Here is a 24,830-nt window from a genome sequence, read left to right as displayed (position 1 = left end):
CCGCGCCCGGGGCGGCGTTCAAGTCGGCCCATGCCGGATCTTGCGCCGCCTTTCCTCGCCTTCGCTTTCCTGACCTTCTGCCTCGCCGGGCTGGTGAAGGGCGTGACCGGGATGGGCCTTCCCACGGTCGCCATGGGCCTGCTCGCGGCGGTCATGCCGCCGGCGACGGCCGCGGCCCTCCTGCTTCTGCCTTCGCTCGTGACGAACCTTTGGCAGCTGGCGGCGGGCCCCGATCCTCTCGGGGCCGTCCGGCGTTTCTGGCCGATGATGGCGGGGGTCGCCGTCGCGACGACCGCCGCCGCCGGCGCGCTGTCCGGCGACGACGCCCGCCTCGCCTCCGCCGCTCTCGGCGGCGTGCTCGCGCTTTACGCCGCGCTCGGCCTGAGCGGCTGGCGGCCGACGTTGAGAGAACGCGCCGGCCGAAGGCTCGCGGCCCCCGTCGGCCTTGTGACCGGCGCCGTCACCGGCGCGACCGGCGTGTTCGTCATTCCGGCGGTGCCCTACCTGCAGGCGCTCGGCCTGGAGAAGGAGGAGTTGGTGCAGGCGCTCGGTCTGTCCTTCACGGTGTCGACGCTCGCCCTCGGCGCCGGCCTCGCGCTGCACGGCGGCCTGCCCGCGCCGGCGATCGGCGGCTCGGCCGCGGCGCTGATCCCCGCCGGCCTCGGCATGGCGGCGGGCACGAAGCTCCGCCGCGTCATCGCGCCGGAGACGTTCCGCACCTTGTTCTTCGCGGGGCTGCTGGCGCTCGGGCTTTATCTCGCGGCGACGGCCGCCGGATAAACGCAGGCTCCGACGTAAAACAAAGGGCCCCGGATCGCTCCGGGGCCCTTGTCATTCGCAACCGTGGCTGGCTGGATCAGAAATCCATGCCGCATGCCAAGTCGGGTGTTCCCGACTTGGCCATCCTTGAGGGACAGGCGGCTTTTATGGACTTCCTCAGAAGTCCATGCCGCCCATGCCGCCGCCGCCCATGCCGCCCGGCATGCCGCCAGCCGCTTCCTTCTTCGGAAGCTCGGCGATCATCGCCTCGGTGGTGATGAGCAGAGCCGAGACCGACGCCGCGTCCTGCAGCGCGGTGCGCACAACCTTGGTCGGGTCGACGATGCCGGCCTGGATCATGTCGACATACTCTTCCGTCTGGGCGTTGAAGCCCGACGTCGCGTTGTCGGTCTCGAGCAGCTTGCCGACGACGATCGAGCCTTCGACGCCCGCGTTGGCGGCGATCTGACGGATCGGAGCCTCGAGCGCCTTCAGAACGATGTTGAAGCCGGCCTGGATGTCCGGGTTGTCGTTCTTGATGTCGCGGATCGAGGTCTTGGCGCGCAGCAGGGCGACGCCGCCGCCCGGCACGATGCCTTCCTCGACCGCCGCGCGGGTGGCGTTGAGGGCGTCGTCGATGCGGTCCTTCTTCTCCTTGACCTCGATCTCGGTCGCGCCGCCGACGCGGATGACGGCCACGCCGCCAGCCAGCTTGGCGAGACGCTCCTGGAGCTTCTCACGGTCGTAGTCGGAGGTGGTCTCTTCGATCTGGGCCTTGATCTGGGCGACGCGGCCCTCGATCGCGTCCTTCTCGCCGGCACCGTCGACGATCGTGGTCTTCTCCTTCTCGAGCGTCACCTTCTTGGCGCGGCCGAGCATGTCGAGGGTCACGTTCTCGAGCTTGATGCCGAGGTCCTCGGAGATGACCTGGCCGTTGGTCAGGATCGCGATGTCCTCGAGCATGGCCTTGCGGCGGTCGCCGAAGCCCGGAGCCTTCACGGCCGCGACCTTGAGGCCGCCGCGGAGCTTGTTGACGACGAGGGTGGCGAGCGCCTCGCCCTCGATGTCCTCGGCGATGATGACGAGCGGCTTGCCCGACTGCACGACCGACTCGAGAACCGGCAGGATCGCCTGCAGGCCGGAGAGCTTCTTCTCGTGGATGAGGATGTAGGGGTCCTCAAGGTCCGCGATCATCTTCTCGGCGTTGGTGATGAAGTACGGCGAGAGGTAGCCGCGGTCGAACTGCATGCCCTCGACGACTTCGAGCTCGGTCTCGAAGCTCTTGGCTTCCTCGACCGTGATGACGCCCTCGTTGCCGACCTTCTGCATGGCGTGGGCGATCATCTCGCCCACTTCCTTGTCGCCGTTCGCGGAGATCGTGCCGACCTGCGCGACCTCGGCGGAGGTGGCGATCTTCTTGGACGAAGCCTTGAGGTGCTCGATGACCTTCGAGACGGCGAGATCGACGCCGCGCTTGAGGTCCATCGGGTTCATGCCGGCGGCCACCGACTTGGCGCCCTCGCGGACGATCGCCTGGGCGAGCACGGTCGCGGTGGTGGTGCCGTCGCCGGCGAGGTCGTTGGTCTTCGAGGCCACTTCGCGCACCATCTGGGCGCCCATGTTCTCGAACTTGTCCTCGAGCTCGATCTCCTTCGCGACGGTCACGCCGTCCTTGGTGATCCGCGGAGCGCCGAAGGACTTCTCGATCACGACGTTACGACCCTTCGGGCCGAGCGTGACCTTCACCGCGTTGGCGAGGATGTCGACGCCGCGCAGCATCTTGTCGCGCGCGTCGGCGGAAAAACGTACGTCTTTCGCAGCCATGTGAGTGCTCCCTTGAGCGAAGTTTCAGGTTCGATCCCGCCGGCCGCTGCGCCGTGAGGGCGCGGCCCGGCCGGGCGTAAAAAAAGCCGGAAAACCTCAGGCGATGACGCCGAGGATGTCCGACTCCTTCATGATGAGCAGGTCTTCGCCGTCGATCTTGACCTCGGTGCCCGACCACTTGCCGAACAGGATCTTGTCGCCGGCCTTGACGTCGAGAGCGACGATCTTGCCGGACTCGTCGCGGGCGCCGGCGCCCACGGCGACCACTTCGCCTTCCTGCGGCTTTTCCTTCGCCGTGTCCGGAATGATGATGCCGCCCTTCGACTTCTCTTCGGCGGTGAGGCGGCGGACGACCACACGGTCGTGCAGCGGACGAAATGCCATTGGTGAACCCTCTCGAGCGCGCGCTTTGGCGCTTCGCGTTCCAATACCTTGGCCGGACGCCGGACGTCCGGGTGTTAGCACTCGCTTATGGAGAGTGCTAACACGTCGGCGAGATACGAACGCAGGCGCCGGCTGTCAAGGACGCGGCCGGACGCGGGGCGCAGGATTTTTTGCGTCACGTGACGGGCGGCGCGGCGCGCGGGCTCCGGATGCGCGGATAAGGCGTGAGCCGCCGCAGCAGCGCGGCCGCCCTGCGCCGGAGACGCCGCCACGCCATGCGCCTCGCCCAGCCCGGCGGGGCGGGCGTCGGCGACAGGTCGAAGGTCGCGTCGACATACTCGTCGACGGTCGGGAGCGCGACGGCCGCAAGGATCTCGCGCACGAGCGTCAGCCGCTGGGCCTCGTCCGCGAACAGGCCGTCGTCTGCCGCGTCGCCGCCGAACATGCGGTCGACGCCCGCCCGCACCTCCTCCTCCGGGCGCCGGATCAGGTTGAGGAAGCCCATGGCGTTGTGGATCGCAGTGGGGACCGCGGCGTGGCGGACGTTCGGCCCGTCGAGGGCGAGCGCCTGCTCCATGTCCTCGGCGTTGCGGCCGGGGTAGACGACCTGGGCCACCAGGTTCGGGAGCTCAGCCACGAAACGGACGTCGCCGAAGCGGCGCATGTCGGCCCTGAGGCCGGGCTCCTTCGACGCGCGCCGGTGCTGGCGGTGATAGCTCGGGACCTTGCGCTCGCGCTGGTAGGGCCAGATCCAGGCGCGCGGCTGGAAGGCGAGGACGCGGATCACCCGGTCCGGCCGCATCCGCGCCGCCACGCCCCCCACCAGCAGCGCGCCGAAGCCCGCCTTGCTACCGCCGACCAGCAGCACGCGCTCGTAGTCGCCGCGATCCGCGATCGACATGATCGCCTCCGCGAGCGCCTCGGTTCCGTGCACATAAAAGCCGACCCGCCCGTCCGCCACGAACAGGACGTCGCGCGTGAACTCCCGCCGGTACATCGCGAAACGCCGCTTGGTGGACAGCACGACCAGCAGGTCGCCGCCGCCCGCCTCGGCCCTCCGGAGCTGCAGCGTGAAGTCCGCGACCTGAACGGCGGGCTGCGGCCGCGTGGTCACGCGCGGACTCCCGCGCAACCGAGGCGGGAAAGACGGCGCATCGTCGTCATCGGGTCTCGGGCGTCCTCGCGTCGGGCGCCGCCGCGCCACCCCATGCGCGCAAGACTATCCGCCCGGCGTTCCGGGGGAAGCCCGCGCGACGCCGCTGTGGCGTCTTGGCGCTTGATCTTTCGCAGGATTCGGCGCGATCCTCACGGAATGGCGACCCGCGAGGAAATTCTCGATATCCACACCATGTGCGCCTGCTCGCACACGCGCATGGCGGCGCGCGCGGTCACGCGCTTCTACGACGACGCGCTGCGGCCGTCGGGCCTCAAGGGCACGCAGTTCGTGCTGCTCGCCGCGATCGAGGCCGACGAGGCCGGCTCCATCACCGATCTCGCCGACCGCATCGAGATCGAGCGGACCACGCTCGTCCGCAATCTTCAGCTCCTGCGCAAGGAAGGCCTCGTCGCGCCGGAGAAGGGCGCGAACGGCCGCCGCAAGCCGACGCTCACCGAGAAGGGTCGCGGAGCGCTCGACGCGGCGCTGCCGCTGTGGCGCATCGCCCAGGGCGAAATCGAGAACCGGCTCGGCTTCGGCTCGTGGCAGGTCACCCGCCGCCGCCTCGGCGAGCTGCGCAAGGCGGTCGGCTGACGCTCACGCCACCTGCGCGACGTCCCGCGCGTAAGCGTGCTGGAGAGTGTCCTCGGCGTCATGGCGCGCGCGGACGCCCGGCAGCCTGAGAAACCCCTGACGCTCGTAGAACCGCGCGCCGCTTTCGAAGCGGGCGTCGAGCCACGAGGTCAGCCGTTCTCCGCCCGAGGCCGTCGCGAAGGCGGTCGCGCCCGCGAGCAGCGCCGCGGCCAGCCCCTGCCCGCGCACGTCGCGGTCGAGATACAGCAGCGCGATCTCGAACTCGCCGGCCCGAAAGCGACGGGCGACGGCGAGCCCACCGACCAGCGTATCCCCCCGCGCCACCACCCAGAGCCGGCCGCCGCGCCCGGCATAGGCGCTCGCCGGCTGGTCGAGCTCGGGATGCCGCGCCGGATCGAACGCCGCGCCGCCGTGCTCCTCGAACACGCGGCGGGCGAGGCCGGCCAGCTCCGGGCCGTCGCCGTCGTTCGCTTCGCGGATCAGGAATTCGCTCATCGCAGGTCCGTCCCGTCGGCTGGAGGAGCGTCGCGTTCTGTCACGACATGCAGAGCCGGACAACCCGGCGCCGCCGCCCCTCGATTTCGCCACGGTCGCGCAGGACAAGGCTCACGCGCTCGTTCATGCAACGTAAGGCGGTTTCCGTCCATTGTAGCGTAAGATGTCGCCCGACCGCCCTCTCCGGCCGGGCCTGTTTTCGAGGAGTAAGCATCCGTGACCGCATTCCGCGCTCCTCTCGCCGCGATGCTTGGCGCGCTCACGATCGCGGCGCTGGCGCCGGCGGCGCCCGCCGTCGCCCAGTCCCGCGTGATCGAGACGCGCGAATACGCGCCCCGCGCCGGCGCGGGCTATTACTATGACGACGAGCCGCGCGTCGTCCGGCGCGCGCCGTCCCGCAACATGGGCGGCGGCCTGATCGAGGAGATGTTCGGCGACGACGAGCCGGTCTACCGGACCCGCCGCATTCCGACCTCGCGGGAGCGTCAGGCCGAGCGCCGCAGCGGGCGCATGGCGCTCGACGGCGGCGAGGCGCGGGTCTACCGCTACGGCGACGAGCCGCGGGTGCTCTACGGCCGCGAGTACCGCCGGTACGATTACGACGACCGCTACGACGATCCCTACGAGATGCGCGAGCCGCGCATCGAGCGCACGCCGCGCCGCCTCGCCGGGCCGCCTTCGGCCGCTGGCGCCGGCGACGCCGCCCGCCGCACGGTGGACCCGAAATTCGCGCGCACGACCGTGCAGTACGCCGGCTCCGAGCCCGCCGGCTCCATCGTCATCAACACTCGCGAGCGCTTCCTCTACCTCGTCCAGGGCGACGGAACGGCGATCCGTTACGGCGTCGGCGTCGGCAAGGAGGGCTTCTCGTGGAAGGGGACCGAGACCATCTCGCAGAAGCGGGAATGGCCGGACTGGCGGCCGCCGGCGGAGATGCGCCAGCGCCGTCCCGAGCTGCCGGCGTTCATGCCGGGCGGCCCGGACAATCCGCTCGGCGCCCGCGCGCTCTATCTCGGCTCGACGCTCTACCGCATCCACGGCTCCAACGAGCCCTGGTCGATCGGCCGCGCCGTCTCCTCGGGCTGCATCCGCATGACCAACGAGGACGTGACCGACCTTTACGAACGCGTCCGCGTCGGCACCGTCGTCAAGGTGATCTAGGGCTCTGGCGCGAGGGGCCGGCGTCCGCGCCGGCCCCTCGCGCGCCGTTAAAATTAATTCTTCATCGACCATGAAACCGGACGGGCCGGAGCGCGTTTCTGTGCGAGTGAAATTCGCCAGGAGTACATGCGTTGGCGCCGTTCCGCGTTCTGATCCTCGAAGATGACGCCATTCTGGCGCTGGATCTCGAAACCATCGTCCGCTGCTGGACCGACGCCCGCATCACCTCCTGCCGGTCGATCGCGCAGGCGCAGAAGGCCCTGAAGGGCGGTTTCGATCTCGCCCTGCTCGACATCGACGTGGTCGACGGCAAGTCCTACGACTTCGCGCGCACCCTGAAGGAGCAGGAGCTTCCGTTCGCCTTCGTCACCGGCTCGGACGTCTCCGGATGCCCGGAGGGCCTGCGCGACGCCGCCTTCATCGCCAAGCCCTACAGCCAGCGCGCGATCGAGGCGGTCGTGGCCTCCGCGTCGGGCGGCCGGCGCCACCCCTGAGATCAGGCGGACTCACGAAAACAGGCGGCGCCGGACCGGGCGCCGCCTGTTTTCGTTCGAGCTCCATCACTCCATTCCCCGGCGCGCCGCCCTCCAGGTTGGAGGGTGGGCGACGCGCGGATCCGGCGGCGTTCTATCGGCCGCTCGACCGTGGGGGGAGGAACCGGTCGAGGAACGAGCCCGCGCCGGAATCCTCGGATCCGGTCGCGCCGTCCTCGATGTCGTCCGAGGCCATGAAGTCGCGCTCGTGGCCCTCGCGCCGGTCCGGCTCCACGCCGGGCTCGCGCACCATCTCGGGTTCGTCGTATCGCTTCCGTTCAGCCATCGCTGAAATCCGTCTTCTGGCGTCCGCCCGGCTGCCGCGCGGACGCAAACTCGCCCCTGCTTCGATGTTCTGGACGTCAGATCCAGTCGCTGTCGCCGCCGTCGTCCGGCGGGGCCGACCCGGCCTCGTCGCCGCCGAGCAGGCCGGAGAACCAGCCGCCGCCCGCGTCCTCGGGCGCGGCGGCGTCCGCCTGCGGCTCGACCGCATTCGCGGCGGAGCCGGCGGCGTGAGCCTCCTCGCCGCCGAACAGCGACTGGAGGCCGGAGAACAGCAGCGCGCCGCCTGCGACGCCTGCCGCGGTCGTCAGGGCGCCCGCGAGAAAGCCGCCGCCGCGCGACGGAGCGGCCGCGGGCGGCGGAGCGCCGTAGGAGCCTTGCCCGAACGGCCGGTCGCCATAGGACGGCCGCCGCCCGTAGTCCGGATCTGGATCGCGCTCGCCCTGCCCGCCGAAGGCGGGCGGAGCGCCCATGGCTTCGCTCGCGCGCGGCCCCCAGGGCGACGCCGCCTGCGGCCCGCGCGGCGCTTCGTCGAGCGCACGCTCGAGTTCGGCGATGCGCGCCTGCGCAGCTTCGAGCGCCTGGTTCTGCACGATCAGCGTCTGCGCCATGGCGTAGGGCGCGTGCGGCTGGCGCGCGACCTGCCCGCGGATGAACTCGTCCGCCTCGGGGTCGCGATAGGCGTTCTCGGCGCCGCGCAGCCTGTCGAACAGGCCCGCGATCAGATTGCGTTCCTCGGCGTTCATCACGAAGCCCTCCTGAGGCGTCGAAACACTTTCAACGCATGAGGATCGCGATTGGTTGTGGCGCGGTTCCGAAGACGTCGTGACGTTTCCTTGGCGGAAGCGCGGCCGATGGACGGCGGCGAGCTTTCGCACGGAACCAAAGCGCTCCGCGGACCCTTTGGACAGGACGGCGGCGCTCCGGAACGCGCCGCGCAACCGGTAAGGAGACGATGGATGGAAGGCGGAGGAGGACTCTGGCTGATCCTGACGGTCGGCGGCGTGATCGTGCTGGGCCTCGCGCTCGGCTACGGCATGCTGCGCAACCGCCAGACCACGCGATCGGAGAGGATCGCCGCCGAGCGCGGCGCCGAACGGGTCTACGACGCCGAGAGCCGCGACCCGGCGAACTAGAGGCCCGAAATCGGGCGGCCGGACCTTCATGATTGCGGGCGATGGGCCACACGCGGAGGACGTTCGCGCGGCTTTGCAAGAAGAAGCCCCGTGCGGCGGCGGGGCTCCGGGCCGCGATCGCGACGACACCTACGCCTGGCGCCAAGCGAGAACGCCGCCGGTCTTGCGGTAGGTTCCGCCGATCGGAACGCCTGCCGTCCCCGCCGCCGCATCGTCCGCATAGGGGCCGGGAAACGCTCCCGTCAGGTTGACGGCGTGCACCGTCGCCCAACGCGCGCTTGCGAAGCCGAGGCTTTTATCGTTGTCCGCAAGGGGCCCGACGCCGTTCCAATAGAACCGGCACGACGAAATGTTCCGGCTAGCCGGTCCCGAGACCTTCACCTCCGCGAACGTCTCGTCGCCGGCCGCCGTCGCCGCGTGGACTTCGAATGAGCCTGCTTCTCCCGGGCCACCCGCATGGGACGTGTCCGACGTGCGGACGACGAAACGGCCGACAGGCTGAAGGCCGGGCTCCCAGCTGCTGTTGCGTGTGTTGTGCGCCACGAACTCTGGCGCCAGATGGTGGCGAGCCGTGATGGTTCCCCGGTAGACGTTCGGCTCGTACTCGATCAGCGGATTTCCCGAGATCGATCCAGCGTCTAGCATGGCGCGGCCGCCTTCTTTCATGCCCGTCACCCGGGAATAGGCGTCCACCGCGCCGCTCACGCGCACGCAGGCTCCGCCCGTCGTCGCCCTCGCGCCGAACGTCGCTTCTACATCCAGCCCCGCCGCGCTACCGGTGATCTCGATGTCGTACTGCCCGGGCGCCGCTGTCCCGTTACCCCAGAAGTTGCCGCGGATGCGCACGTTCTTGGCGCCGACCTGGCTTTGAATTGGAGCGCTCGCGTAACCCGAAAACGTTCCGTCGATGGAGACGTTCTCGAAAACGGCGTCGCCGTAGTACCTTATGGCGCGGTTTGCCGGAGTTGCGGCGTCCGCGCTGAATCTGTTGCCGATGAACCGATTTCCCTTGCCGCCCCGTCCAATGCTGATGGTCACCGCGCCGTCCGCGCCCGACATGATATTGTCAATGAACTCGCTGTTGCTGCAGCCTCCGTTAAAGAGCGCCCGGCCGACGTCAGCCTCGGTGCCCGCCAACCGGAGCCTGAGGTGCTGGCTGTCCACACCGATTCCGCGGACGACCGCCGAGATCGCGTGGGCCCGCGTCGCTTCGACGACCATGGCCCGCCATCCGGTCGCGGGGTCAGGGTCGGCGCCAACTGGCGATTCCGGCCAATGAAGATCAAACCCGTAGGTGCACCCTCCAAAGCCACTTTGTCTCGCCAGAAGACCTCGCCCATAAAATATTACGGAAGATACGAAATTCGTGAATCCGCAATTTAGTATTGTCGCATCTACATCCACATTTACTTCATTAGAAGGAGCATCTGCGTTCTTTCGGAATTCGAGAGCGCACTGACCTCCCGAATTATTTCCAAGAAATGACATATTGAATATGCGGAAGAACTGTCCTCGGACGTGAATGCCGGGGCCAGTTTGCTGCATTTCAATACGAGATCCAGGAATTCCGACCAGACCGGATTGCTCGTTCACGCCGGATGTCACCGTGTTCTCGAGCACGAAGCGCGCTGCCGGCATGAGGATGCGCCGGCTCTGTTGCGGCAACGCGTTCGCCTCGTCGAAAGCGTCTTGCAGCGCGGTGTCAATGACGAGACCGTTCGCCGGCGTGGGGCCGACGAACCGCCGGAAATCGAGACAGCCGTCCCGGGTCAGCCAGCGATCCAGCGAAGCGTGCACGGCGGGAGCCGCGGGGGCCGTCACGCTTGCCTTCCCGATTTCCCCGCCCGCGTCGGCCAGGGTCTTCAGCGCCAGCGGCTTGTCCGGCACGTCCGAGAGATTGGCGCTCTGTTCTAGGTAGGCCATCGAGATCCCCCTTTGTCGCTAATTCGTCAAACACCTCTAGGTAGAAATACACTGTCGGACGAACGATGACGTCCTGTCCACCAGGCTCAGGACTCACTGCTCAGAGCCGGACGATGGCGGTTGCGGCGCTGCCGAGGGGCGGAGATGGAGCGCGTTGTCCTTCCCCGAGGCGTTCTTCAGCGCAACGTCAGGGTCATGCGTTGCGCCTGGTTGGGCCGGAGCGTGACTTTCATGACGGGCTTCGGCGGCTCGGGCTCGATCGTCGCGAGCCGGACCTTCTGAAGCAGCACCGCCAAGATGGCGACGGCTTCCATGACGGCGAAGGCGTTGCCGATGCAGACGCGCGGACCCGCGCCAAAAGGCATGTAGGCGTAGCGGGGCCGTGTCTTGACCGCCTCCGGACGGAAGCGGTCCGGGTCGAACGCCTCGGGATCCGGCCACAGAGACGCGTGGCGGTGCACCGCGTAGATCGGAACGATCAGCACCGTTCCGGCCGGAATGAGATATTCGCCAAGCTGGACGTCCCGCAAAGCGGTCCGCGTGATGATCGGCGCGGGGGGATACAGGCGCATGGCTTCCGAGAAGACCTGCCGCGTATAGACGAGCTTCGAAACATGCTCGGCGTTCACCGGCTCGCCTTCCGTGACCGCGTCAATCTCGTCAAGAACCTTTCTCTCGATCTCCGGGCGCCGCGCCAGCAAGCCGAACGTCCAGGCCAGCGCGAGCGCCGTCGTTTCATGGCCGGCCGTGATGAAGGTCATGAGGTTGTCGACGATGTCCGCGTCGCTCATCGTGCGCCCGGTCTCCGGGTCAGAGGCCGACAGAAGCATGTTCACGAGATCCTGGCGGTCGTCGGGGCGTTTGCGCCTCTCCTCGATCACGCTCAGGAGGCTGGCCCGCAGGAATTCAACGGCAGCTTCCGCCCTGCCGCGGCCGGGATAGGGTATCCAGTCCGGGGCGTGCAGAAGTCCGAGCGCGAACGTCCAGCCGGTCGGCTTGAGGAAATCTGAAATACCTTTTTCGACCCGATCGACGTCGACGCCGTATCCGCCGGACATCATCGTCTCGACGATGATATCGAAGGTGGTGCGCATCATCTCGTGGCTGACGTCGACTGTTCCATCGCCCGCCCCGATCCACCTGTCGCGCGTGCGCTGGGCCGCTGCGATCATTGTCGGCTGAAGTTCGAGCAGCTTGTCGTGCCGAAACCCGCCGGCGACGGACTGCCGTTGCCACTTCCAATGCGCGCCGTCCGCCGTCAGCAGGCCCCGGCCAAGGGCCGGTCCCAGCGCTCGCCGGACTTGATCCCCCTTGCCGAAGGCTTCCGCATTCTTGACCAGCGCCTCGTGTATTAGCGCGGGGTCGGCCATGTAGACCTTCATCTCTCCGGCGGTCTTCGAAAACACCACAGGTTCCGTGAAGATCGACGAGGGAAGCGCTTCGAGCGGGTTGCGCACGATCGCAAGCAGCACAGCGAGCGTTGACTGTGGCGTCAGGGGAAACGTCGTCTTCGGCGCGCCGGGAACTTGGGCCGAGCCAGCCATGATGTGCATCCTTGCTTGCCAACCGTCCGCGCCGTATCTGTAAGGCGCTCACCTTATGAGACCTAAGGTGGACACCTTATCGATGCAAGGGGCGGCATGGCAGGAACAGCGGCGGCAGGCGCGACAAGGGCCGATCGGACTGGCACCCGAGACCGGATCCTGAACGCCACTCTCGTCCTGTTCAACGACAGGGGGCCGGATCGGGTCACGACCGCCGAAATCGCTCGAACGGTCGGCATCAACGAAGGCAACCTCTATTATCACTTCAAGACGAAGGAGGCGCTTCTCCAGGCGCTGTTCAAAAGACTGGAGGCCGACGCGACCGCCTTCATGACGGACGCAGGTTCGAACATCTCCGTCGACCCGGGCGTTTTCTCCGGTTTCATGCGGCGCTGGTTCTCGATCGTCTGGGACCATCGCTACATCTTCCGGGATCTGCCTGGCGTCATCGCCATCGCACCGACCCTGCGCGAGCCGATCCGCGGGCTCAGCGCGGCGATGCGGCTCGTCGTAGACGGGGCGCTTCGTCAGATGACGGATGCGGAACTGATAGATGTCCCAGACGAAGAAGCGCCGCTGTTGCTCGCCAATGTCTGGATCGTATCGACCTACTGGGCGCTGTATCTCAGCCTGCAGGAAGGTATCGAGGACTTAGGGCAGGACCATCTCGACTGGGGACTGAAACAGGTCGCGAGCCTGTTTCAGCCCTATCTGTCGGATGCGGCGAAGAGCGAGTTGATCGCCATGCTTGGCCGCCCTGTCCTGCGAGAGGCGGTCTGACGTCGCTTCGGACGAGCCGCGTGGCCGCGGTCGGACCCCGCGGCCCCATGACCTCATCGAGACGATGCGCGTCCCTTAGCCGGCGCGCTACCGCGCTGGCGGCACGTTCACGACGGTGCCGTTGGGCAGGATGACGTCACCGGGGCGCTGGTCGGGCTGGCAGTCTCCGAGACGGCGCGCCTCGATCGCGGAGGTGAAGGTGCGCGGCCCGGCCTCGCCCGGCAGGCCGGACATCACCGTGGTAGTGGACACGCGCGCGAAGGTCGCGAAGTCCCCGGTGATCTCGACTTTGTTGTCGATCGACATGCCGCCCGAGCGGCAGATCGCACCGGCGGCGTAGCCGTCGGCCGTGCGCTTGAAGTCGTCGTTGCGGCAGGTCACGCCGGACGTCGCCTGGCGCACGATCCGGTCGGTCCGCTCGTCGATGCATTCGCGAGCCATCGTGCGGCCGGCGTTGGTGATGGTCGCCGTCTCCCACAGGCCCGGCGTGCGCGTGGGCGGACGGTCGGCGAAAGCCGGCGTCGCGGCGAGAGCGAGACCTGCGAAGGCGAGGCGGACGGCGGCGGACATGGCGGCGTTCATCCTGAAGGGCTGGATCAGCCGCGCGTCGCGAATCCGTGCGGCGAGCGATGCTGCGGCGACAGGCGCGCCGGAGCAATGGGTCTTGTGGGGAATGCCCGACTCAGCGCCCGAGAACGCGGCCGGCCACGGCGTCGAGCTTCGCGAGCAGCGCGGCGTCGCGATGCTCGGGCGCGGTGATGATCGCAAAATCGAGCGCGCGGTCGGAGCCGACGGGGCACGGCTCGTGCTCGGCGGGGAAGTCCGCGGCGAGGCGCGCGATCAGCCGGCGGGCCTTTTCGCCATTGTCGCGCATCACCGCGATGACGTCCGCCACATCGACGCCGGCCTCGTGCGGACGCCAGGCGTCATAGTCCGTCACCATGCCGACGGTGGCGTAGGAGATCTCCGCTTCGCGGGCGAGCTTGGCCTCCGGCATGTTGGTCATGCCGACGATCGACGCCCCCATGGCCTTGTAGGTCGTGGATTCCGCGCGGGTCGAGAACTGGGGCCCCTCCATGCAGACGTAGGATCCGCCGACCACGTGCGGCACGGCCTCCGCCGCGGCGGCGCGGGCGAGCCGGGCCACGAGATTGGGCGCGACCGGGTCGGAGAACGCCACATGCGCCACGCAACCCGGCCCGAAGAAGGTGGGCTGGCGCCGGAAGGTGCGGTCGATGAACTGGTCCGCCAGCACGAAGGTGCCCGGCGGCAGCTCCTCGCTGTAGGAGCCGCAGGCGGAGAGCGAGACGAGATCGGTGACGCCCGCGCGCTTCAGCACGTCGATGTTGGCGCGATAGTCGATGTCCGACGGCGACAGCCGGTGCCCGGCGCCGTGGCGCGGCAGGAACACGATCGTCGTCGCGCCGATGCGGCCCTGCTTCGGCTTCGCCGACGGCGTCCCCCACGGGCTCGTCAGGTGGAGCTCGCGCACGTCCTCGAGCCCCGGCAGGTCATAGACGCCGGACCCGCCGATCACTCCGAGGATGGCTTTCGTCATGCGTCGTCTCCTCTGCGCCGGCCCCCACATGAAAACGGCGGGCCGTTGGCCCGCCGTCGATCCTATCCGCTCCGGCCGCCGCCGGGCGATCAGGCGTGAACCGGCTTCGCCCCGCTCCACACCTTCTTCTTCACGTAGACGAGCAGCCCGAGGAACATGATCAGGAAGATCATCACCACCAGGCCGGTGCCCTTGCGCGCCGCGAGGTGCGGCTCCGCGGTCCACATCAGGAAGGCGGCGAGGTCCTTGCCGTACTGGTCGACAGTGGTCGGCGTCCCGTCGGTGTACTCCACCTGCCCGTCCTGGATCGGCTGCGCCATCGCGATCCAGTGGCCGGGGAAATACTTGTTGTAGTGCAGGCCCGGCGAGCTCGGCTTGACGCCCTCCGGCGGCGCTTCGTAGCCGACCAGCAGGGCGTGGATGTAGTCCGGCCCCTGCTCCTGGTACTGCGCGACGATGTCCCAGAGGAACCACGGGAAGCCGCGCTCATAGGTGCGGGCCTTGGCGAGCAGCGAGAAGTCCGGCGGGTAGGCGCCGCCGTTCGCCGCGCGCGCGGCCTGCTCGTTCGGGAACGCCTTGGGGAAGGCGTCGGAGAGCCGGCCCGGGCGCTCGAACATGTCGCCGCTGTCGTTCGGCCCGTCCTGAACCTTGTACTCCTCCGCGATGGTGCGGACCTGCCCTTCCGAGAACTGCGGGCCTCCCGGCTGCATCAGGTTGCGGAACGACACCAGCGAGAGCGAATGGCAGCTGGAGCAGACCTCGCGATAGACCTTGAAGCCGCGCTGGAGCTGGCCGGGTTCGAACTTTCCGAGCGGGCCCCAGAAGCTCCAGGACTGCATCGGCGGCTTGGGGCCGGCTTCCGCGGCCTGGGCCGCGCCGGCTCCGCCGAGCGTGACGGCGAGAGCGGCCGCGGCCGCGAGCGACCGCGCGAGGCGCGAGATGGTCATGGGCATGCTTTCCGAACGCATGGTCATCGCCGCCCTCAACCCTTCCGCTCGGGCGCCGCGACGGCGCCGGCCGGCGTGCCGTGCCCGCCGAGCACGGATTCGGCGATCGAGTTCGGCAACGGCTTCGTCTTCTCGAACTTGCCGAGCAGCGGAAGGATCACCACGAAGTAGGCGAAGTAGTAGATCGTCGCGGCCTGCGCCACATAGACGTAGGGCGCCTCCGCCGGCTTCGAGCCAAGCCAGCCGAGCAGGATGGCGTTCGCCACGAACAAGCCGAAGAAGATGCGGAACATCGGCCGGTAGTTGCCCGAACGGACCTTGGACGTGTCGAGCCACGGCAGCACGAACAGGATGGCGATCGCGCCGAACATGGCCAGCACGCCGCCGAGCTTGGACGGGATCGCGCGCAGGATCGCGTAGAACGGCAGGAAGTACCATTCCGGCACGATGTGCGCCGGCGTCACCAGCGGGTTCGCCTCGATGTAGTTGTCGGCGTGGCCGAGATAGTTCGGCACGTAGAACACGAAGTAGGAGAAGAACAGCAGGAACGCGACCAGTCCCACGGCGTCCTTCAGGGTCGCGTAAGGCGTGAACGGCAGCGTGTCCTTGCGGAAGTCCTTCACCTCGACGCCGGTCGGGTTGTTCTGCCCGACATGGTGGAGCGCCCAGATGTGCAGCCCGACCACGCCCGCGATGATGAACGGCAGCAGGTAATGCAGCGCGAAGAAGCGGTTCAGGGTCGGGTTGTCGACGGCGAAGCCGCCCCACAGCCACGTCACGATCGCCTCGCCCACGCCCGGCAGCGCCGAGAACAGGTTGGTGATGACGGTCGCGCCCCAGAACGACATCTGGCCCCAGGGCAGCACATAGCCCATGAAGGCGGTGGCCATCATCAGCAGGAAGATCAGCACGCCGAGGATCCAGAGGATCTCGCGCGGCGCCTTGTAGGAGCCGTAGTACATGCCTCGGAAGATGTGGAGGTACACGGCGATGAAGAACATCGACGCGCCGTTGGCGTGCAGGTAGCGCAGCAGCCAGCCGTAATTGACGTCGCGCATGATCTTCTCGACCGACGCGAACGCCTTGGTCGCCTCCGGCGTGTAGTGCATCGCGAGCACCACGCCGGTCAGGATCTGGGCGACGAGCATGAAGGTGAGGATGCCACCGAAGGTCCAGAAATAGTTCAGGTTGCGCGGGACCGGATAGGCGACAGCGCTGGAGTGGACCAGGCCGACGATCGGCAGCCGGTCCTCCAGCCACTTCGCGACGCCGCCCTTCGGCTGGTAGGTCGAGTGTCCTTGCATCGTCCCTCTTGCCTCATCGCCGCGGCTTCAGCTGGGCCGCAGTCTCGTTCAGCCGATGGTGATCTTGGTGTCGCCCATGAAGGCGAACGGCGGCACGTGGAGGTTCTCCGGCGCCGGCCCCTGGCGGATGCGCCCGGCGCCGTCGTAGTGCGAGCCGTGGCAGGGGCAGAACCAGCCGCCGAAATTGCCCTGCTGGCTGATCGGGACGCAGCCGAGATGGGTGCAGACGCCGACCACCACGAGCCAGTTCTCCTTGTCCTTCGCCGCGCGGTTTTCGTCGGTCGCCGGCGAGTCGTCGGGGAGGTTCTGGTTGCGGGCCAGCCGGTCGGGGAGCTGGGACAGCTCGACCGCCTTGGCGTCGTCGATCTGCTGCTTCGTGCGGTTCCAGATGAAGACCGGCTTGCCGCGCCACTTGACCGTGACGACCTGGCCTTCCGCGATCTGGCTGATGTCGACTTCGCTGGTCGCAAGCGCGAGCGCGGAAGCGTCCGGATTCATCTGGGCCACGAACGGCCAGGCCAGGAACCCGCCGCCGATGGCGGCCGCCGCGCCGGTGGCGAGAAACAGGAAATCCCGACGATTGGGATCCTGCGCGTCGTGCGTCGCTGCCAAGAGATCGGTCTCCTCACGCATCGATGACGCGCCGGGTTTGAGGGCGTTCGCGCCCTCGTCCCACCGCGCGAGCCGTATCTTGGAACGGCTCTGATCTTTGAGGCTATCTCGCACTAAGGTCGGAGACTGTCCACCCCGGCCCCAACCCTATGACACCGTGTCGCACGGGAACTATTGCCGCGCCTTTGGGGCTGGCATGCCAGTGAGCGCAGGAAGGCCTCGCCGTTGCCGCGCAGGCGCTTAGAGCAGGTCGCCCTCGGCCTCGTTCTCCCGGCTCAGGGCCTGGTCGCGGAGCTCTTCCGGCGACGGCGAGAGCGTGCCCGCGAAACTGTGGAGAATGAACAGAACGAGCATCGTGTACAGGCCGCCGGCGACGCCGAAGACGATCACGGGCGGAATCCAGTGCACCGTCTTCACGACGTAGATGCAGAAGGCTCCGATCAGGAAGAACAGCGCTATCGTCAGCGCGAAGACCAGCACGCCGCTCGCGTATCGCCCCATCGGACCGCCTCCGCTCCAGGCGGGTTCAGACTGCCATGAAATCGCCGCTAAGGCGAATCGCCGGCTCTCTCAAATTTGAAGATTCGCGCGTGGAAGAAGCGGCGCCGGCGACGGTGCGGAAGCGCTCTGCGGTCGGCCCTTCCAGTAGGGCGACAGCGCGAATCCCTGCGGCGGAGGCACCTCCGTCCCGCCTTCGAGCCGCGCTTGCACGAAGGCGAGCACGTCCAGGATGCGGGCCTCGTCATAAGGCTTCTCGATCAGCCCCATCGCGCCCGCGAAATCGTTCGGCACGAGCCCGAAATTTGCGGTGGTGAAGGCGGCTGCGGCGCCGGCGGCGACGGCCGCGCGGACGACGTCGACCCCGGTCCAGCCGTCGATCAGGTGGATGTCGACGAAGGCGAAGTCGACCGTCACGGACTGGAGGAGCGCGATCGCGCTGCCGCGGTCCGCGGCGAGGCCGACGAGCTCGTGGCCCGCCCGCGCGACCAGAGGCCCGAGATGACCGGCGATGATCATGTCGTCCTCGACGATCAGAACGCGCATGGCCTCGACCCCCGAGTTCGCGAAAGGCCCGAAGGGTTAACGCAATCTTGCGGCGCGCGCCACCTGCGCGCCGGAATTCGTGAGCGGCGTCAACGCGTCAGAGCGGCGAGAGCGGCGGCGAGATCGCCCTTCGGCTGCACCGCGACGTCGTCCAGGCCGAGCCACGCCGCCGCGCGGCGCAGCTCGTCGGCCGCCGCCTCCGCCGTGGGCCCGGCCGCGGAGCCGGGCTCGAGCCAGGCCGCGGCCACCACGAGACGCCGGCCGGCGCGGTCGGCCTTGAGGTCGAGCCGCGCGGCGATCCGCTCGCCCGCCAGCAGCGGCAGCACGTAGTAGCCGTGCTGCCGCTTGTGCTCCGGCACGTAGATCTCGATGCGGTAGCGGAAGTCCAGCAGCCGCTCGGCGCGGTCCCGCTCCCAGAGCAGCGGGTCGAAGGGCGACACCAGCGCCGCCGCGCGGGGACGCCGGCGCGGCGGCTCGGTCCCGGCCGCGAGATAGGCGGGCTGCCGCCAGCCCTCCACCCGCGCCGGGATCAGCGCCCCCTGCTCGACCAGCTCCGCCACGCGCGCGCCCGCCTCCTGCGGGCCGATCCGCCAGTAGGCGCGCAGATCGCCGACGGTCGCGACGCCGAGCGCCTGCGCGGCCGCGCTGATCAGGCGCCGCTGCCCCTCGGCGTCGTCCGGCGTCGGCAGCGCCGCGATCTCGGGCGTCGCCCGCTCCGGCAGGTCGTAGACGCGCTCGAAGCCGCGGCGGCCGTGGGTGGTGACGAGCCCGGCCCAGAACAGCCACTCGAGCGCGCGCTTGGCGTCGCTCCAGCCCCACCAGCCGCCCGCGCCCTTCTCGCCGGCGTCGAGGTCGCGCGCCGCGAGCGGGCCGCGCCGGGCGATCTCGGCGAGCATGGCGTCGATGAAGGCGCGCCGCTCGCGGCCGAATCGGGCGAGCCCGTCATAGATCCCCCGCCCGTCCCGCGCCCGCGCCATGCGCCAGCGCAGGCTGGGCTGGAGATCGGCGCGGATCAGCGAGGCCTCATGGCCCCAGTACTCGAACAGGGCGCGCCGCTTCCCCGAACTCATCTTCTCGAGCAGGCCGACGTCGTAGCCGCCGAACCGGGAGAACGCCGGTAGCGTGTGCGCGCGGGCGAGCACGTTGACGCTGTCGATCTGCGCCATCCCCAGCCGGTCGAACATGCCGGAGAGCGCGCCGCGGCCCGCGCGCGCCGGCCGCGGCCGGTCGAGGCCGACCGCGGCGAGAGCGACGCGACGCGCCTCGGATGCGGAGAGTTCGATCATCGCCTCGATCTGGAGCGCGACCCGCCGGCCGTCACTGGTCCCGCGCCGAGATCGCCTCGTGCCAGGCCACCGCGCGCCGCGCCATGCCGATGTGCTGGCGCTCGTACATTCGGCCATCGATCTTGATCGCCCCTTTTCGGGCGTTCTCCGGCAGGTCGAACACGTCGATGACCTTGCGCGAGCGCGCAACCTCCTCGGCCGTCGGCGCGAAGGAGGTGTTGGCGGGCTCGATCTGGTTCGGGTGGATAATGGTCTTGCCGTCGAAGCCGAGATCGCGCGATTGGCGGCATTCGGCCCGGCAGCCCTCCACGTCCGCGATGTCGTTCCAGACGCCGTCGAGAATCGTCAGCCCGTCGGCGCGGGCGGCCGCGAGCGCGAACATGATCCACGGCAGCATGGGCGCGCGGCCAGGCACGATCTGCGCCCAGGTGTCCTTGGCGAGATCGTTGGTGCCGAGCACGAGGCAGGTGAGCCGCGCCTCCGGCATCACCCGCCGGACGGCCGTGATCTCCTTGATGTTGAGGATCGCGGCCGGGGTCTCGATCATCGCCCAGATCTTGATGTCTTCCGGCGCGTCCATCGCCTCCAGCCGGTTCGCGATGCTCTCGAGCACCGCCGGCGACGACACCTTCGGCATCAGGATGGCGTCCGGCTTGGCTTCGATAGCGGCCTTCAGGTCCTGCTCGCCCCATGGCGTCTGCGGCGCGTTCACGCGGATGATCAGTTCGCGGTGGCCGTATTCGCCGCTTTTCACCGCAGCGCACACCTGCTCGCGGGCGAGCTCCTTCGCGTCCGGCGCGACGGCGTCCTCGAGATCGAGGATCAGCGCGTCGGCGGCCAGGGTCTTCGCCTTGTCGAGAGCGCGCTGGTTCGAGCCCGGCATGTACAGCACGCTGCGGCGCAGACGCAGATCCGAAGCCATTCTCGATCTCCCATTCCGATGTTATCGTTGGCGACGAACCTAGTCCGGCCGGCAAGGCCATCGCAACGTCGCCTTTCGCAGGTGCGAGATGGCTTTCGGCGCGCCGCCGCGGAGCCGCCGGCCTTGCAAAATCGGCCGCGTCCGACTAGAAGGCGGCCCGAACCGGCGGTCGCCGAGGTCGCGGCCGGGCCGCGCCCTGTCCGCTCCGACGAACACCAACACGACCGACGCAAGTCGCCGCGCCAGCGGCCGGCGTCTTGAGGACGAGACCGATGAAGATCCGCAACTCGCTGAAGTCCCTGCGCAACCGCCATCGCGACAACCGTCTGGTGCGCCGCAAGGGCCGCGTCTACGTCATCAACAAGACGCAGAAGCGCTACAAGGCCCGCCAGGGCTGAGACCGCGCGGCCGGCGGGCGCCAAAAGTCCGCTGCGCTTCACGCCGAAGATTTTTGACGCCGCGCCGGTCCGGAGCCTAAGCTCCGGGCCATGACGCGTTTCGCTCAGTCTGCGGCGCTCGCCGCCCTCCTCTCGCTCGGCGGCGCTCTTGCCGCCATGGCGCAGCCGGCGCTGCCGCCCGACGCCTCGCCGGAAGGCTCCACCCCTACTCTGCCGGCGCCGCCTCCCGCCGCGCCGCCGCCCGCGGACGCCCCGTCCGCCGCCGATCAGGGCAAGGCCGTCGACGCGCTGCTGGAGCGTCTCGCCAAGACCGAGGATCCCGCCGCCGCCCGCCGCATCGCGGGCGCCGTGCAGGCGCTGTGGATGCGGTCGGGCAGCGACACCGCCGACCTCCTGACCTCGCGCGCGCTGGAGGCCCAGCGCAAGGCCAAGGCCGACGTCGCGATCAAGCTGATGGACCGGGTGGTGTCGCTCAGGCCCGAATTCGCGGAAGGCTGGAACCGCCGCGCCACGCTGCACTTCCTCGGCAAGGACTATGACCGCGCCATGATGGACCTGCGCGAGGCGCTGGTGCGCGAGCCGCGCCACTTCGGCGCCTGGCTTGGGCTCGGCCGCATCCTGCGCGAATCCGGGCTCGACAAGCCGGCGCTCGGGGCGTTCCGCAAGGCGCTCGCCATCCATCCGCAGATCGACGGCCTTAAGCGCGAGGTCGACGAGCTGACGCTGAAGGTCGAGGGCCAGCCGATCTGATGCGCGCGGGTCTCGTCGCGGCGGCCGTCGTCGCGACGCTCGCCGTCCTGCTTGCGGCCGCGACGGCGGTGGAGGCCCGGCGTTCCGCCGCCCTCGCCGAACATGGCGTCGCCCGCCGCGTCGCCGTCACGGGCGGCGCGCTGAACGTCGTAGTGCTGGAGCCGCGAGGACCGGCCTCCGGCCGCACGCTGCTGCTACTGCACGGCGCGAGCGGCAACCTCAAGGACCTCGAGCTTTCGATTGGCCGGCGGCTGGCCCGCCGCCACCGCGTCGTGCTCGTCGACCGCCCCGGCCACGGCCGCAGCGACCGGCTCGGCGGGCGCGAGATGGCGTCGCCGGCCCGCCAGGGCGCGGCGATCCTGCAGGCGCTCGACGCGATCGGCGTGAGGCGGGTGGTGGCGGTCGGCCACTCCTGGTCCGGCGCGCTCGCGACCAGCCTCGCGCTCGACCATCCCGACCGCGTCGTCGGCCTCGTCACCCTCGCCGGCGCCACCCATCCCTGGCCCGGCGGCGTGGCCTGGTACAACAGCGTCGCGGCGACGCCCCTGTTCGGCGACCTGTTCGCCGCGACCGTGGTGGCACCGGTCGGCCTCGCCACCTTCGACAAGGCGGTGGCGAGCGTGTTCGCGCCCGCGAGCCCGCCCCCGGACTACGTCGCCCGCACCGACGCCCGGCTGCTGCTGCGCCCGTCCGAGTTCCGCGCCAACGCGCAGGACCTGAAGGACCTGAAGCCGTTCCTCGAAGCCCAGGCGCCGCGCTACGGCGCGATCCGCCAGCCGACGCTGATCGTCACGGCCGACGTCGACGCCACCGTCTCGCCGACGCTCCATTCCCGCGCGCTGCACCGCCAGGTCGCGGGCTCGAAGCTGGTCGTCCTGCCCGGCGCCGGCCACATGCCGCACTGGAGCGCGACCGGGCGCGTGGTCGCCGAGATCGACGCGCTGGCGCTCCGCGCCGCCCCGGACCGCTGACGCGGACGCCGTCGCGGCTCTTTCCACCGCCGCCGCCAGATTCTAGGGTCGCGACGGCGTCCAACCCGTTCGCGAGCGTCCCGCGCATGACCGCCTACGATCTCGCAGCGCCCCCGGACCTCGCCGGCCGGCTCGCCACCCGAGGCTACGCCGTCGCCGCGGGCTCGGGCGCCGAGGCGCTGTGGCGCGAGGGCGCGGTTCCCGCCTCCGATCTCGCCGACGCGCTCGCGGAGACGCACGGCCTGCCGCGCGCCGCCTTCGCCGAGGTGGCGCAGCGCCGGCCGCTGATTGGCGGCCTGTCGCTCCGGTTCCTGCGCGACGCCCGCGCCTACCCGTTCGACGACGACGGGGCTCCGACCGCCGCGATCGCCGACCCGTCCGACCACGACGCGCGCGACGCCATGGCGCTGGCCCTCGGCCGCGCGCCGGCCTTCGTCGTGCTCTCCTTCGAGGAGATCGAGCTGCTGTTCGAGCGCTGCGCGCCCGAGGCGCCCGCCCTGGACGGCCCGGCGGAGGCCCCCGACGGCGCCCGCGCCGACACCGTCGAGGCGCTGCAGGACCTCGCCCGCGGCGCGCCGATCGTGCGCACCATCGACGAGCTGCTGGAGCGCGCGGTGGAAACCGGCGCGACCGACATCCATCTCGAGACCGGCCGTGACGAGGTCCGGGTGCGGCTGCGCGTCGACGGGCGGCTGAAGGTGGACCAGACGCTGCCGAAGCATCTCGCCGCCGGCCTGATCTCGCGGGTGAAGATTCTGGCGGGGCTCGACATCGCCGAGCGCCGGCTGCCGCAGGACGGGCGCGCCAATGTGCGCGTCGGCCGCGTGGAGGCCGACCTGCGCGTCGCGATCGCGCCGACCATGTATGGCGAGACAGCGGTGCTGCGCATCCTGATCAAGGATGGCCGGCTGCTGGATTTCGACCGCCTCGGCCTCAGCCCCCGCGACCGCTCGACGCTCGAGCGCCTGCTCGCCGAGCCGCACGGGGTCGTCGTCGTCACCGGCCCGACCGGCAGCGGCAAGACCACGACGCTCGCGACCGCCATGGCCGCGCTCAACGACCCGTCCCGGAAGATCGTCACGGTCGAGGACCCGATCGAGTACCAGATCCCCGGCGTGCACCAGACCCAGATCAAGCCGGCGATCGGGCTGACCTTCGCGGCGGCGCTGCGCTCCTTCCTGCGGCACGATCCCGACGTGATCATGGTCGGCGAGATGCGCGACCGCGAGACCGCGAGCGTGGGCGCGCAGGCCGCGCTGACCGGCCATCTCGTGCTGACCACGCTCCACACCAACACCGCGGCCGACGCCGTGCTGCGGCTCGCGGACCTCGGCGTCGAGCCCTACCTGATCCGCGCGGCGCTGCGCGGCGTCGTGGGCCAGCGGCTGGTGCGGCGGCTGTGCGACCGCTGCAAGACGCCCGATCCGCTGGCGGCCGATCTGGCGCGCGGCGTCGGCGAGGCCCGCGGCGCGGCCGCGCCCGCGCGCGCCTCGTTCCACGCCCCTCGCGGCTGCGCGGCCTGCGGCGGCTCCGGCTTCCGCGGCCGGATCGGCGTGTTCGAGGCGCTGCGCGTCGACGACGCCGTGCGCGCCTGCATCGACGACCGACCCGACCCGGCAAAAATCCTCGCCGCGGCCCGCGCCGGCGGCATGACGACCATGCTCGAGGACGGGCTCGCCAAAGCCGGCGCAGGGCTGACCACCGTGGACGAGGTGCTGCGCGCGACCGGCTGACACCGTCACGCGGATGTCGTTGACCTCGGCGCGCCGCAGGCTAGGGTCGGCGCGGGGGGCGATCGCCCGAACCGATGCTGGGGGCCGGCGCCGTGGCGCTTGCGGGCGTGTTTCGTAACCTCGCGGACGACCTCGCCGCTCTGGCGGCGCCGCTGTTCGCTCGCGCCGGCGGCCCGCGCCGCCGCGTCGCCGTGGCCGAAGGCGACGCGCTCGCGCTCTATGAGATCGCGCCCGACGGCGCCGCCCGGAAGCTGACGCCGCCGGTCGCAGGCGCGAGCGGCGCGCTGACGCTGCCGCCGGGCGCGACGCTGCGGCGCGAGCTGAGCTTCCCGGGCGCGACGAGGCCCTATCTCGACGCCGTGCTGGACGCGCGCCTCGACCGGCTGGTCCCATGGGCTCCGGAGCGGGTCGTCTACGCCTATCGGCAGGAGGACGCCGCCGACGGCGCGCTGAAGGTCGAGGTCGTCGCCGCAGCGCGCGAGACGGTCGAGCTCTGGAGCGCGCGCGCGGAGGCCGCCGGCTTCACGCCGACCGGGATCGGCCCCGGCGGCGCCGACCCCGCCGCGCCGCTCGCGCTCGACCTCTGGCGGGGCCGGCGCGATCCGGCGCAGGCCCGCGCCCGCCGCATGGTCGCGGGCGCTGCGGCGGCGAGCGCGCTCGTGCTGTTGCCCCTCGCCGGCTGGTCGTTCGTCGCGCTCGGCGCCGTCGAAGCCCGCGCCGCCGATCTCGCGGCG

General features: G+C 69.9%; 27 protein-coding genes and 1 pseudogene. 11 read left to right on the top strand and 17 right to left on the bottom strand.

What is annotated here, in order from left to right; translation table 11 throughout:
- The first annotated feature begins 30 nt into the window (after positions 1 to 30).
- On the top strand, positions 31 to 780 hold the full coding sequence (locus tag ACFSCV_RS05685; RefSeq protein WP_378797846.1) for a sulfite exporter TauE/SafE family protein: 750 nt from the start codon (positions 31 to 33) through the stop codon (positions 778 to 780).
- A 156-nt stretch (positions 781 to 936) separates the two neighbouring features.
- Here the strand turns inward: ACFSCV_RS05685 and groL are convergent, their stop codons facing one another.
- The 3 genes from groL to ACFSCV_RS05670 all read right to left on the bottom strand — a co-directional run bounded on the left by groL (position 937) and on the right by ACFSCV_RS05670 (position 4,081).
- On the bottom strand, positions 937 to 2,583 hold the full coding sequence (gene groL / locus ACFSCV_RS05680) for a chaperonin GroEL (protein ID WP_378797844.1): 1,647 nt from the start codon (positions 2,581 to 2,583) through the stop codon (positions 937 to 939).
- A gap of 96 nt (positions 2,584 to 2,679) precedes the next feature.
- Positions 2,680 to 2,967 (bottom strand): co-chaperone GroES, encoded by a 288-nt coding sequence (gene groES, locus ACFSCV_RS05675; protein WP_378797843.1) that lies wholly within the window; start codon positions 2,965 to 2,967, stop codon positions 2,680 to 2,682.
- Between the two features lie 175 nt (positions 2,968 to 3,142).
- The gene (locus tag ACFSCV_RS05670) at positions 3,143 to 4,081 is read right to left on the bottom strand and encodes an alpha/beta fold hydrolase (RefSeq protein ID WP_378797842.1); all 939 of its coding nucleotides are present in this window, start codon (positions 4,079 to 4,081) and stop codon (positions 3,143 to 3,145) included.
- Between the two features lie 198 nt (positions 4,082 to 4,279).
- On the opposite strand from ACFSCV_RS05670, the gene ACFSCV_RS05665 reads away from it, so the two are divergent.
- Positions 4,280 to 4,717: a MarR family winged helix-turn-helix transcriptional regulator gene (locus tag ACFSCV_RS05665; RefSeq protein ID WP_378797840.1), complete on the top strand. Its 438-nt coding sequence runs from the start codon at positions 4,280 to 4,282 to the stop codon at positions 4,715 to 4,717.
- A 3-nt stretch (positions 4,718 to 4,720) separates the two neighbouring features.
- Here ACFSCV_RS05665 and ACFSCV_RS05660 read toward each other — a convergent pair whose 3' ends face one another.
- Positions 4,721 to 5,212, bottom strand: coding sequence for a GNAT family N-acetyltransferase (locus ACFSCV_RS05660; protein ID WP_378797838.1), 492 nt, complete (start codon positions 5,210 to 5,212; stop codon positions 4,721 to 4,723).
- 216 nt (positions 5,213 to 5,428) lie between these two features.
- Between ACFSCV_RS05660 and ACFSCV_RS05655 the strand changes: the two genes are divergently transcribed.
- Positions 5,429 to 6,373, top strand: coding sequence for a L,D-transpeptidase (locus ACFSCV_RS05655; protein ID WP_378797836.1), 945 nt, complete (start codon positions 5,429 to 5,431; stop codon positions 6,371 to 6,373).
- Between the two features lie 131 nt (positions 6,374 to 6,504).
- Positions 6,505 to 6,867: a response regulator gene (locus ACFSCV_RS05650; RefSeq protein ID WP_378797835.1), complete on the top strand. Its 363-nt coding sequence runs from the start codon at positions 6,505 to 6,507 to the stop codon at positions 6,865 to 6,867.
- A gap of 133 nt (positions 6,868 to 7,000) precedes the next feature.
- On the opposite strand, the gene ACFSCV_RS05645 is transcribed toward ACFSCV_RS05650, so the two are convergent.
- Both ACFSCV_RS05645 and ACFSCV_RS05640 read right to left on the bottom strand, forming a co-directional pair.
- Positions 7,001 to 7,192 (bottom strand): hypothetical protein, encoded by a 192-nt coding sequence (locus tag ACFSCV_RS05645; protein ID WP_378797833.1) that lies wholly within the window; start codon positions 7,190 to 7,192, stop codon positions 7,001 to 7,003.
- Between the two features lie 76 nt (positions 7,193 to 7,268).
- Complete coding sequence (locus ACFSCV_RS05640) at positions 7,269 to 7,934, bottom strand: DUF2076 domain-containing protein (protein ID WP_378797832.1); 666 nt, start codon at positions 7,932 to 7,934, stop codon at positions 7,269 to 7,271.
- 213 nt (positions 7,935 to 8,147) lie between these two features.
- Here ACFSCV_RS05640 and ACFSCV_RS05635 point away from each other — a divergent pair, with 213 nt between their 5' ends.
- Complete coding sequence (locus ACFSCV_RS05635) at positions 8,148 to 8,324, top strand: hypothetical protein (protein WP_378797830.1); 177 nt, start codon at positions 8,148 to 8,150, stop codon at positions 8,322 to 8,324.
- Between the two features lie 129 nt (positions 8,325 to 8,453).
- Here the strand turns inward: ACFSCV_RS05635 and ACFSCV_RS05630 are convergent, their stop codons facing one another.
- Both ACFSCV_RS05630 and ACFSCV_RS05625 read right to left on the bottom strand, forming a co-directional pair.
- Positions 8,454 to 10,247, bottom strand: coding sequence for a hypothetical protein (locus ACFSCV_RS05630; protein WP_378797828.1), 1,794 nt, complete (start codon positions 10,245 to 10,247; stop codon positions 8,454 to 8,456).
- A 176-nt stretch (positions 10,248 to 10,423) separates the two neighbouring features.
- Positions 10,424 to 11,791: a cytochrome P450 gene (locus ACFSCV_RS05625; protein ID WP_378797826.1), complete on the bottom strand. Its 1,368-nt coding sequence runs from the start codon at positions 11,789 to 11,791 to the stop codon at positions 10,424 to 10,426.
- A gap of 96 nt (positions 11,792 to 11,887) precedes the next feature.
- Between ACFSCV_RS05625 and ACFSCV_RS05620 the strand changes: the two genes are divergently transcribed.
- Entirely contained in the window at positions 11,888 to 12,571 is a 684-nt protein-coding gene (locus tag ACFSCV_RS05620; protein ID WP_378797824.1) for a TetR/AcrR family transcriptional regulator, read from the top strand.
- 87 nt (positions 12,572 to 12,658) lie between these two features.
- Here ACFSCV_RS05620 and ACFSCV_RS05615 read toward each other — a convergent pair whose 3' ends face one another.
- The 9 genes from ACFSCV_RS05615 to ACFSCV_RS05575 all read right to left on the bottom strand — a co-directional run bounded on the left by ACFSCV_RS05615 (position 12,659) and on the right by ACFSCV_RS05575 (position 20,244).
- Positions 12,659 to 13,141 (bottom strand): DUF3617 domain-containing protein, encoded by a 483-nt coding sequence (locus ACFSCV_RS05615; RefSeq protein WP_378797822.1) that lies wholly within the window; start codon positions 13,139 to 13,141, stop codon positions 12,659 to 12,661.
- Positions 13,142 to 13,253: 112 nt separating this feature from the next.
- Positions 13,254 to 14,129, bottom strand: coding sequence for an S-methyl-5'-thioadenosine phosphorylase (locus ACFSCV_RS05610; RefSeq protein WP_378797821.1), 876 nt, complete (start codon positions 14,127 to 14,129; stop codon positions 13,254 to 13,256).
- 89 nt (positions 14,130 to 14,218) lie between these two features.
- On the bottom strand, positions 14,219 to 15,082 hold the full coding sequence (locus ACFSCV_RS05605; RefSeq protein ID WP_378797819.1) for a cytochrome c1: 864 nt from the start codon (positions 15,080 to 15,082) through the stop codon (positions 14,219 to 14,221).
- A 29-nt stretch (positions 15,083 to 15,111) separates the two neighbouring features.
- A complete protein-coding gene (locus ACFSCV_RS05600; protein ID WP_378797817.1) occupies positions 15,112 to 16,380 on the bottom strand; it encodes a cytochrome b in 1,269 nt (422 codons plus the stop codon).
- A 48-nt stretch (positions 16,381 to 16,428) separates the two neighbouring features.
- On the bottom strand, positions 16,429 to 16,992 hold the full coding sequence (gene petA / locus ACFSCV_RS05595) for a ubiquinol-cytochrome c reductase iron-sulfur subunit (RefSeq protein WP_378797815.1): 564 nt from the start codon (positions 16,990 to 16,992) through the stop codon (positions 16,429 to 16,431).
- Between the two features lie 240 nt (positions 16,993 to 17,232).
- Positions 17,233 to 17,493 (bottom strand): hypothetical protein, encoded by a 261-nt coding sequence (locus ACFSCV_RS05590; protein ID WP_378797813.1) that lies wholly within the window; start codon positions 17,491 to 17,493, stop codon positions 17,233 to 17,235.
- Positions 17,494 to 17,562: 69 nt separating this feature from the next.
- A complete protein-coding gene (locus ACFSCV_RS05585) occupies positions 17,563 to 18,036 on the bottom strand; it encodes a response regulator (RefSeq protein WP_378797811.1) in 474 nt (157 codons plus the stop codon).
- A gap of 89 nt (positions 18,037 to 18,125) precedes the next feature.
- A complete protein-coding gene (locus ACFSCV_RS05580; protein WP_378797809.1) occupies positions 18,126 to 19,322 on the bottom strand; it encodes a winged helix-turn-helix domain-containing protein in 1,197 nt (398 codons plus the stop codon).
- Between the two features lie 31 nt (positions 19,323 to 19,353).
- Positions 19,354 to 20,244: an HpcH/HpaI aldolase/citrate lyase family protein gene (locus tag ACFSCV_RS05575; protein ID WP_378797807.1), complete on the bottom strand. Its 891-nt coding sequence runs from the start codon at positions 20,242 to 20,244 to the stop codon at positions 19,354 to 19,356.
- A 272-nt stretch (positions 20,245 to 20,516) separates the two neighbouring features.
- Here ACFSCV_RS05575 and ykgO point away from each other — a divergent pair, with 272 nt between their 5' ends.
- The 5 genes and pseudogenes from ykgO to ACFSCV_RS05550 all read left to right on the top strand — a co-directional run.
- Positions 20,517 to 20,642 carry a type B 50S ribosomal protein L36 gene (ykgO, locus tag ACFSCV_RS05570; protein WP_271200636.1) on the top strand — a complete coding sequence of 42 codons (126 nt, stop codon included), beginning with the start codon at positions 20,517 to 20,519 and terminating at the stop codon, positions 20,640 to 20,642.
- 90 nt (positions 20,643 to 20,732) lie between these two features.
- Entirely contained in the window at positions 20,733 to 21,392 is a 660-nt protein-coding gene (locus ACFSCV_RS05565; RefSeq protein ID WP_378797805.1) for a tetratricopeptide repeat protein, read from the top strand.
- Positions 21,392 to 22,363 carry an alpha/beta fold hydrolase gene (locus ACFSCV_RS05560; RefSeq protein WP_378797803.1) on the top strand — a complete coding sequence of 324 codons (972 nt, stop codon included), beginning with the start codon at positions 21,392 to 21,394 and terminating at the stop codon, positions 22,361 to 22,363. Before ACFSCV_RS05565 ends, ACFSCV_RS05560 begins: the two co-directional genes overlap by 1 nt.
- Positions 22,364 to 22,449: 86 nt before the next feature.
- On the top strand, positions 22,450 to 24,096 hold the full coding sequence (locus ACFSCV_RS05555; protein WP_378797801.1) for a GspE/PulE family protein: 1,647 nt from the start codon (positions 22,450 to 22,452) through the stop codon (positions 24,094 to 24,096).
- Between the two features lie 74 nt (positions 24,097 to 24,170).
- Positions 24,171 to 24,830 (top strand): annotated as a pseudogene (locus ACFSCV_RS05550) (hypothetical protein); the annotation flags it as partial.

This window comes from Methylopila henanensis (assembly GCF_042681025.1).
Taxonomy (GTDB): Bacteria; Pseudomonadota; Alphaproteobacteria; order Rhizobiales; family Methylopilaceae; genus Methylopila; species Methylopila henanensis.
This window is presented reverse-complemented; position numbering and strand designations above follow the sequence as displayed.

What these genes read in the sequence shown, in the direction of transcription:
- ACFSCV_RS05630 (WP_378797828.1), bottom strand. Translation starts at nt 10,247, where the DNA reads ATGGCCTACCTAGAACAGAGCGCCAATCTCTCGGACGTGCCGGACAAG.
- ACFSCV_RS05605 (WP_378797819.1), bottom strand. Translation starts at nt 15,082, where the DNA reads ATGCCCATGACCATCTCGCGCCTCGCGCGGTCGCTCGCGGCCGCGGCC.
- ACFSCV_RS05660 (WP_378797838.1), bottom strand. Translation starts at nt 5,212, where the DNA reads ATGAGCGAATTCCTGATCCGCGAAGCGAACGACGGCGACGGCCCGGAG.
- ACFSCV_RS05665 (WP_378797840.1), top strand. Translation starts at nt 4,280, where the DNA reads ATGGCGACCCGCGAGGAAATTCTCGATATCCACACCATGTGCGCCTGC.
- ACFSCV_RS05600 (WP_378797817.1), bottom strand. Translation starts at nt 16,380, where the DNA reads ATGCAAGGACACTCGACCTACCAGCCGAAGGGCGGCGTCGCGAAGTGG.
- ACFSCV_RS05645 (WP_378797833.1), bottom strand. Translation starts at nt 7,192, where the DNA reads ATGGCTGAACGGAAGCGATACGACGAACCCGAGATGGTGCGCGAGCCC.
- ACFSCV_RS05615 (WP_378797822.1), bottom strand. Translation starts at nt 13,141, where the DNA reads ATGTCCGCCGCCGTCCGCCTCGCCTTCGCAGGTCTCGCTCTCGCCGCG.
- ACFSCV_RS05555 (WP_378797801.1), top strand. Translation starts at nt 22,450, where the DNA reads ATGACCGCCTACGATCTCGCAGCGCCCCCGGACCTCGCCGGCCGGCTC.
- ACFSCV_RS05585 (WP_378797811.1), bottom strand. Translation starts at nt 18,036, where the DNA reads ATGCGCGTTCTGATCGTCGAGGACGACATGATCATCGCCGGTCATCTC.
- groES (WP_378797843.1), bottom strand. Translation starts at nt 2,967, where the DNA reads ATGGCATTTCGTCCGCTGCACGACCGTGTGGTCGTCCGCCGCCTCACC.
- ACFSCV_RS05560 (WP_378797803.1), top strand. Translation starts at nt 21,392, where the DNA reads ATGCGCGCGGGTCTCGTCGCGGCGGCCGTCGTCGCGACGCTCGCCGTC.
- ACFSCV_RS05640 (WP_378797832.1), bottom strand. Translation starts at nt 7,934, where the DNA reads ATGAACGCCGAGGAACGCAATCTGATCGCGGGCCTGTTCGACAGGCTG.
- ACFSCV_RS05610 (WP_378797821.1), bottom strand. Translation starts at nt 14,129, where the DNA reads ATGACGAAAGCCATCCTCGGAGTGATCGGCGGGTCCGGCGTCTATGAC.
- ACFSCV_RS05590 (WP_378797813.1), bottom strand. Translation starts at nt 17,493, where the DNA reads ATGGGGCGATACGCGAGCGGCGTGCTGGTCTTCGCGCTGACGATAGCG.
- ACFSCV_RS05565 (WP_378797805.1), top strand. Translation starts at nt 20,733, where the DNA reads ATGACGCGTTTCGCTCAGTCTGCGGCGCTCGCCGCCCTCCTCTCGCTC.
- groL (WP_378797844.1), bottom strand. Translation starts at nt 2,583, where the DNA reads ATGGCTGCGAAAGACGTACGTTTTTCCGCCGACGCGCGCGACAAGATG.
- ACFSCV_RS05635 (WP_378797830.1), top strand. Translation starts at nt 8,148, where the DNA reads ATGGAAGGCGGAGGAGGACTCTGGCTGATCCTGACGGTCGGCGGCGTG.
- ykgO (WP_271200636.1), top strand. Translation starts at nt 20,517, where the DNA reads ATGAAGATCCGCAACTCGCTGAAGTCCCTGCGCAACCGCCATCGCGAC.
- ACFSCV_RS05620 (WP_378797824.1), top strand. Translation starts at nt 11,888, where the DNA reads ATGGCAGGAACAGCGGCGGCAGGCGCGACAAGGGCCGATCGGACTGGC.
- ACFSCV_RS05575 (WP_378797807.1), bottom strand. Translation starts at nt 20,244, where the DNA reads ATGGCTTCGGATCTGCGTCTGCGCCGCAGCGTGCTGTACATGCCGGGC.
- ACFSCV_RS05625 (WP_378797826.1), bottom strand. Translation starts at nt 11,791, where the DNA reads ATGGCTGGCTCGGCCCAAGTTCCCGGCGCGCCGAAGACGACGTTTCCC.
- ACFSCV_RS05580 (WP_378797809.1), bottom strand. Translation starts at nt 19,322, where the DNA reads ATGATCGAACTCTCCGCATCCGAGGCGCGTCGCGTCGCTCTCGCCGCG.
- ACFSCV_RS05685 (WP_378797846.1), top strand. Translation starts at nt 31, where the DNA reads ATGCCGGATCTTGCGCCGCCTTTCCTCGCCTTCGCTTTCCTGACCTTC.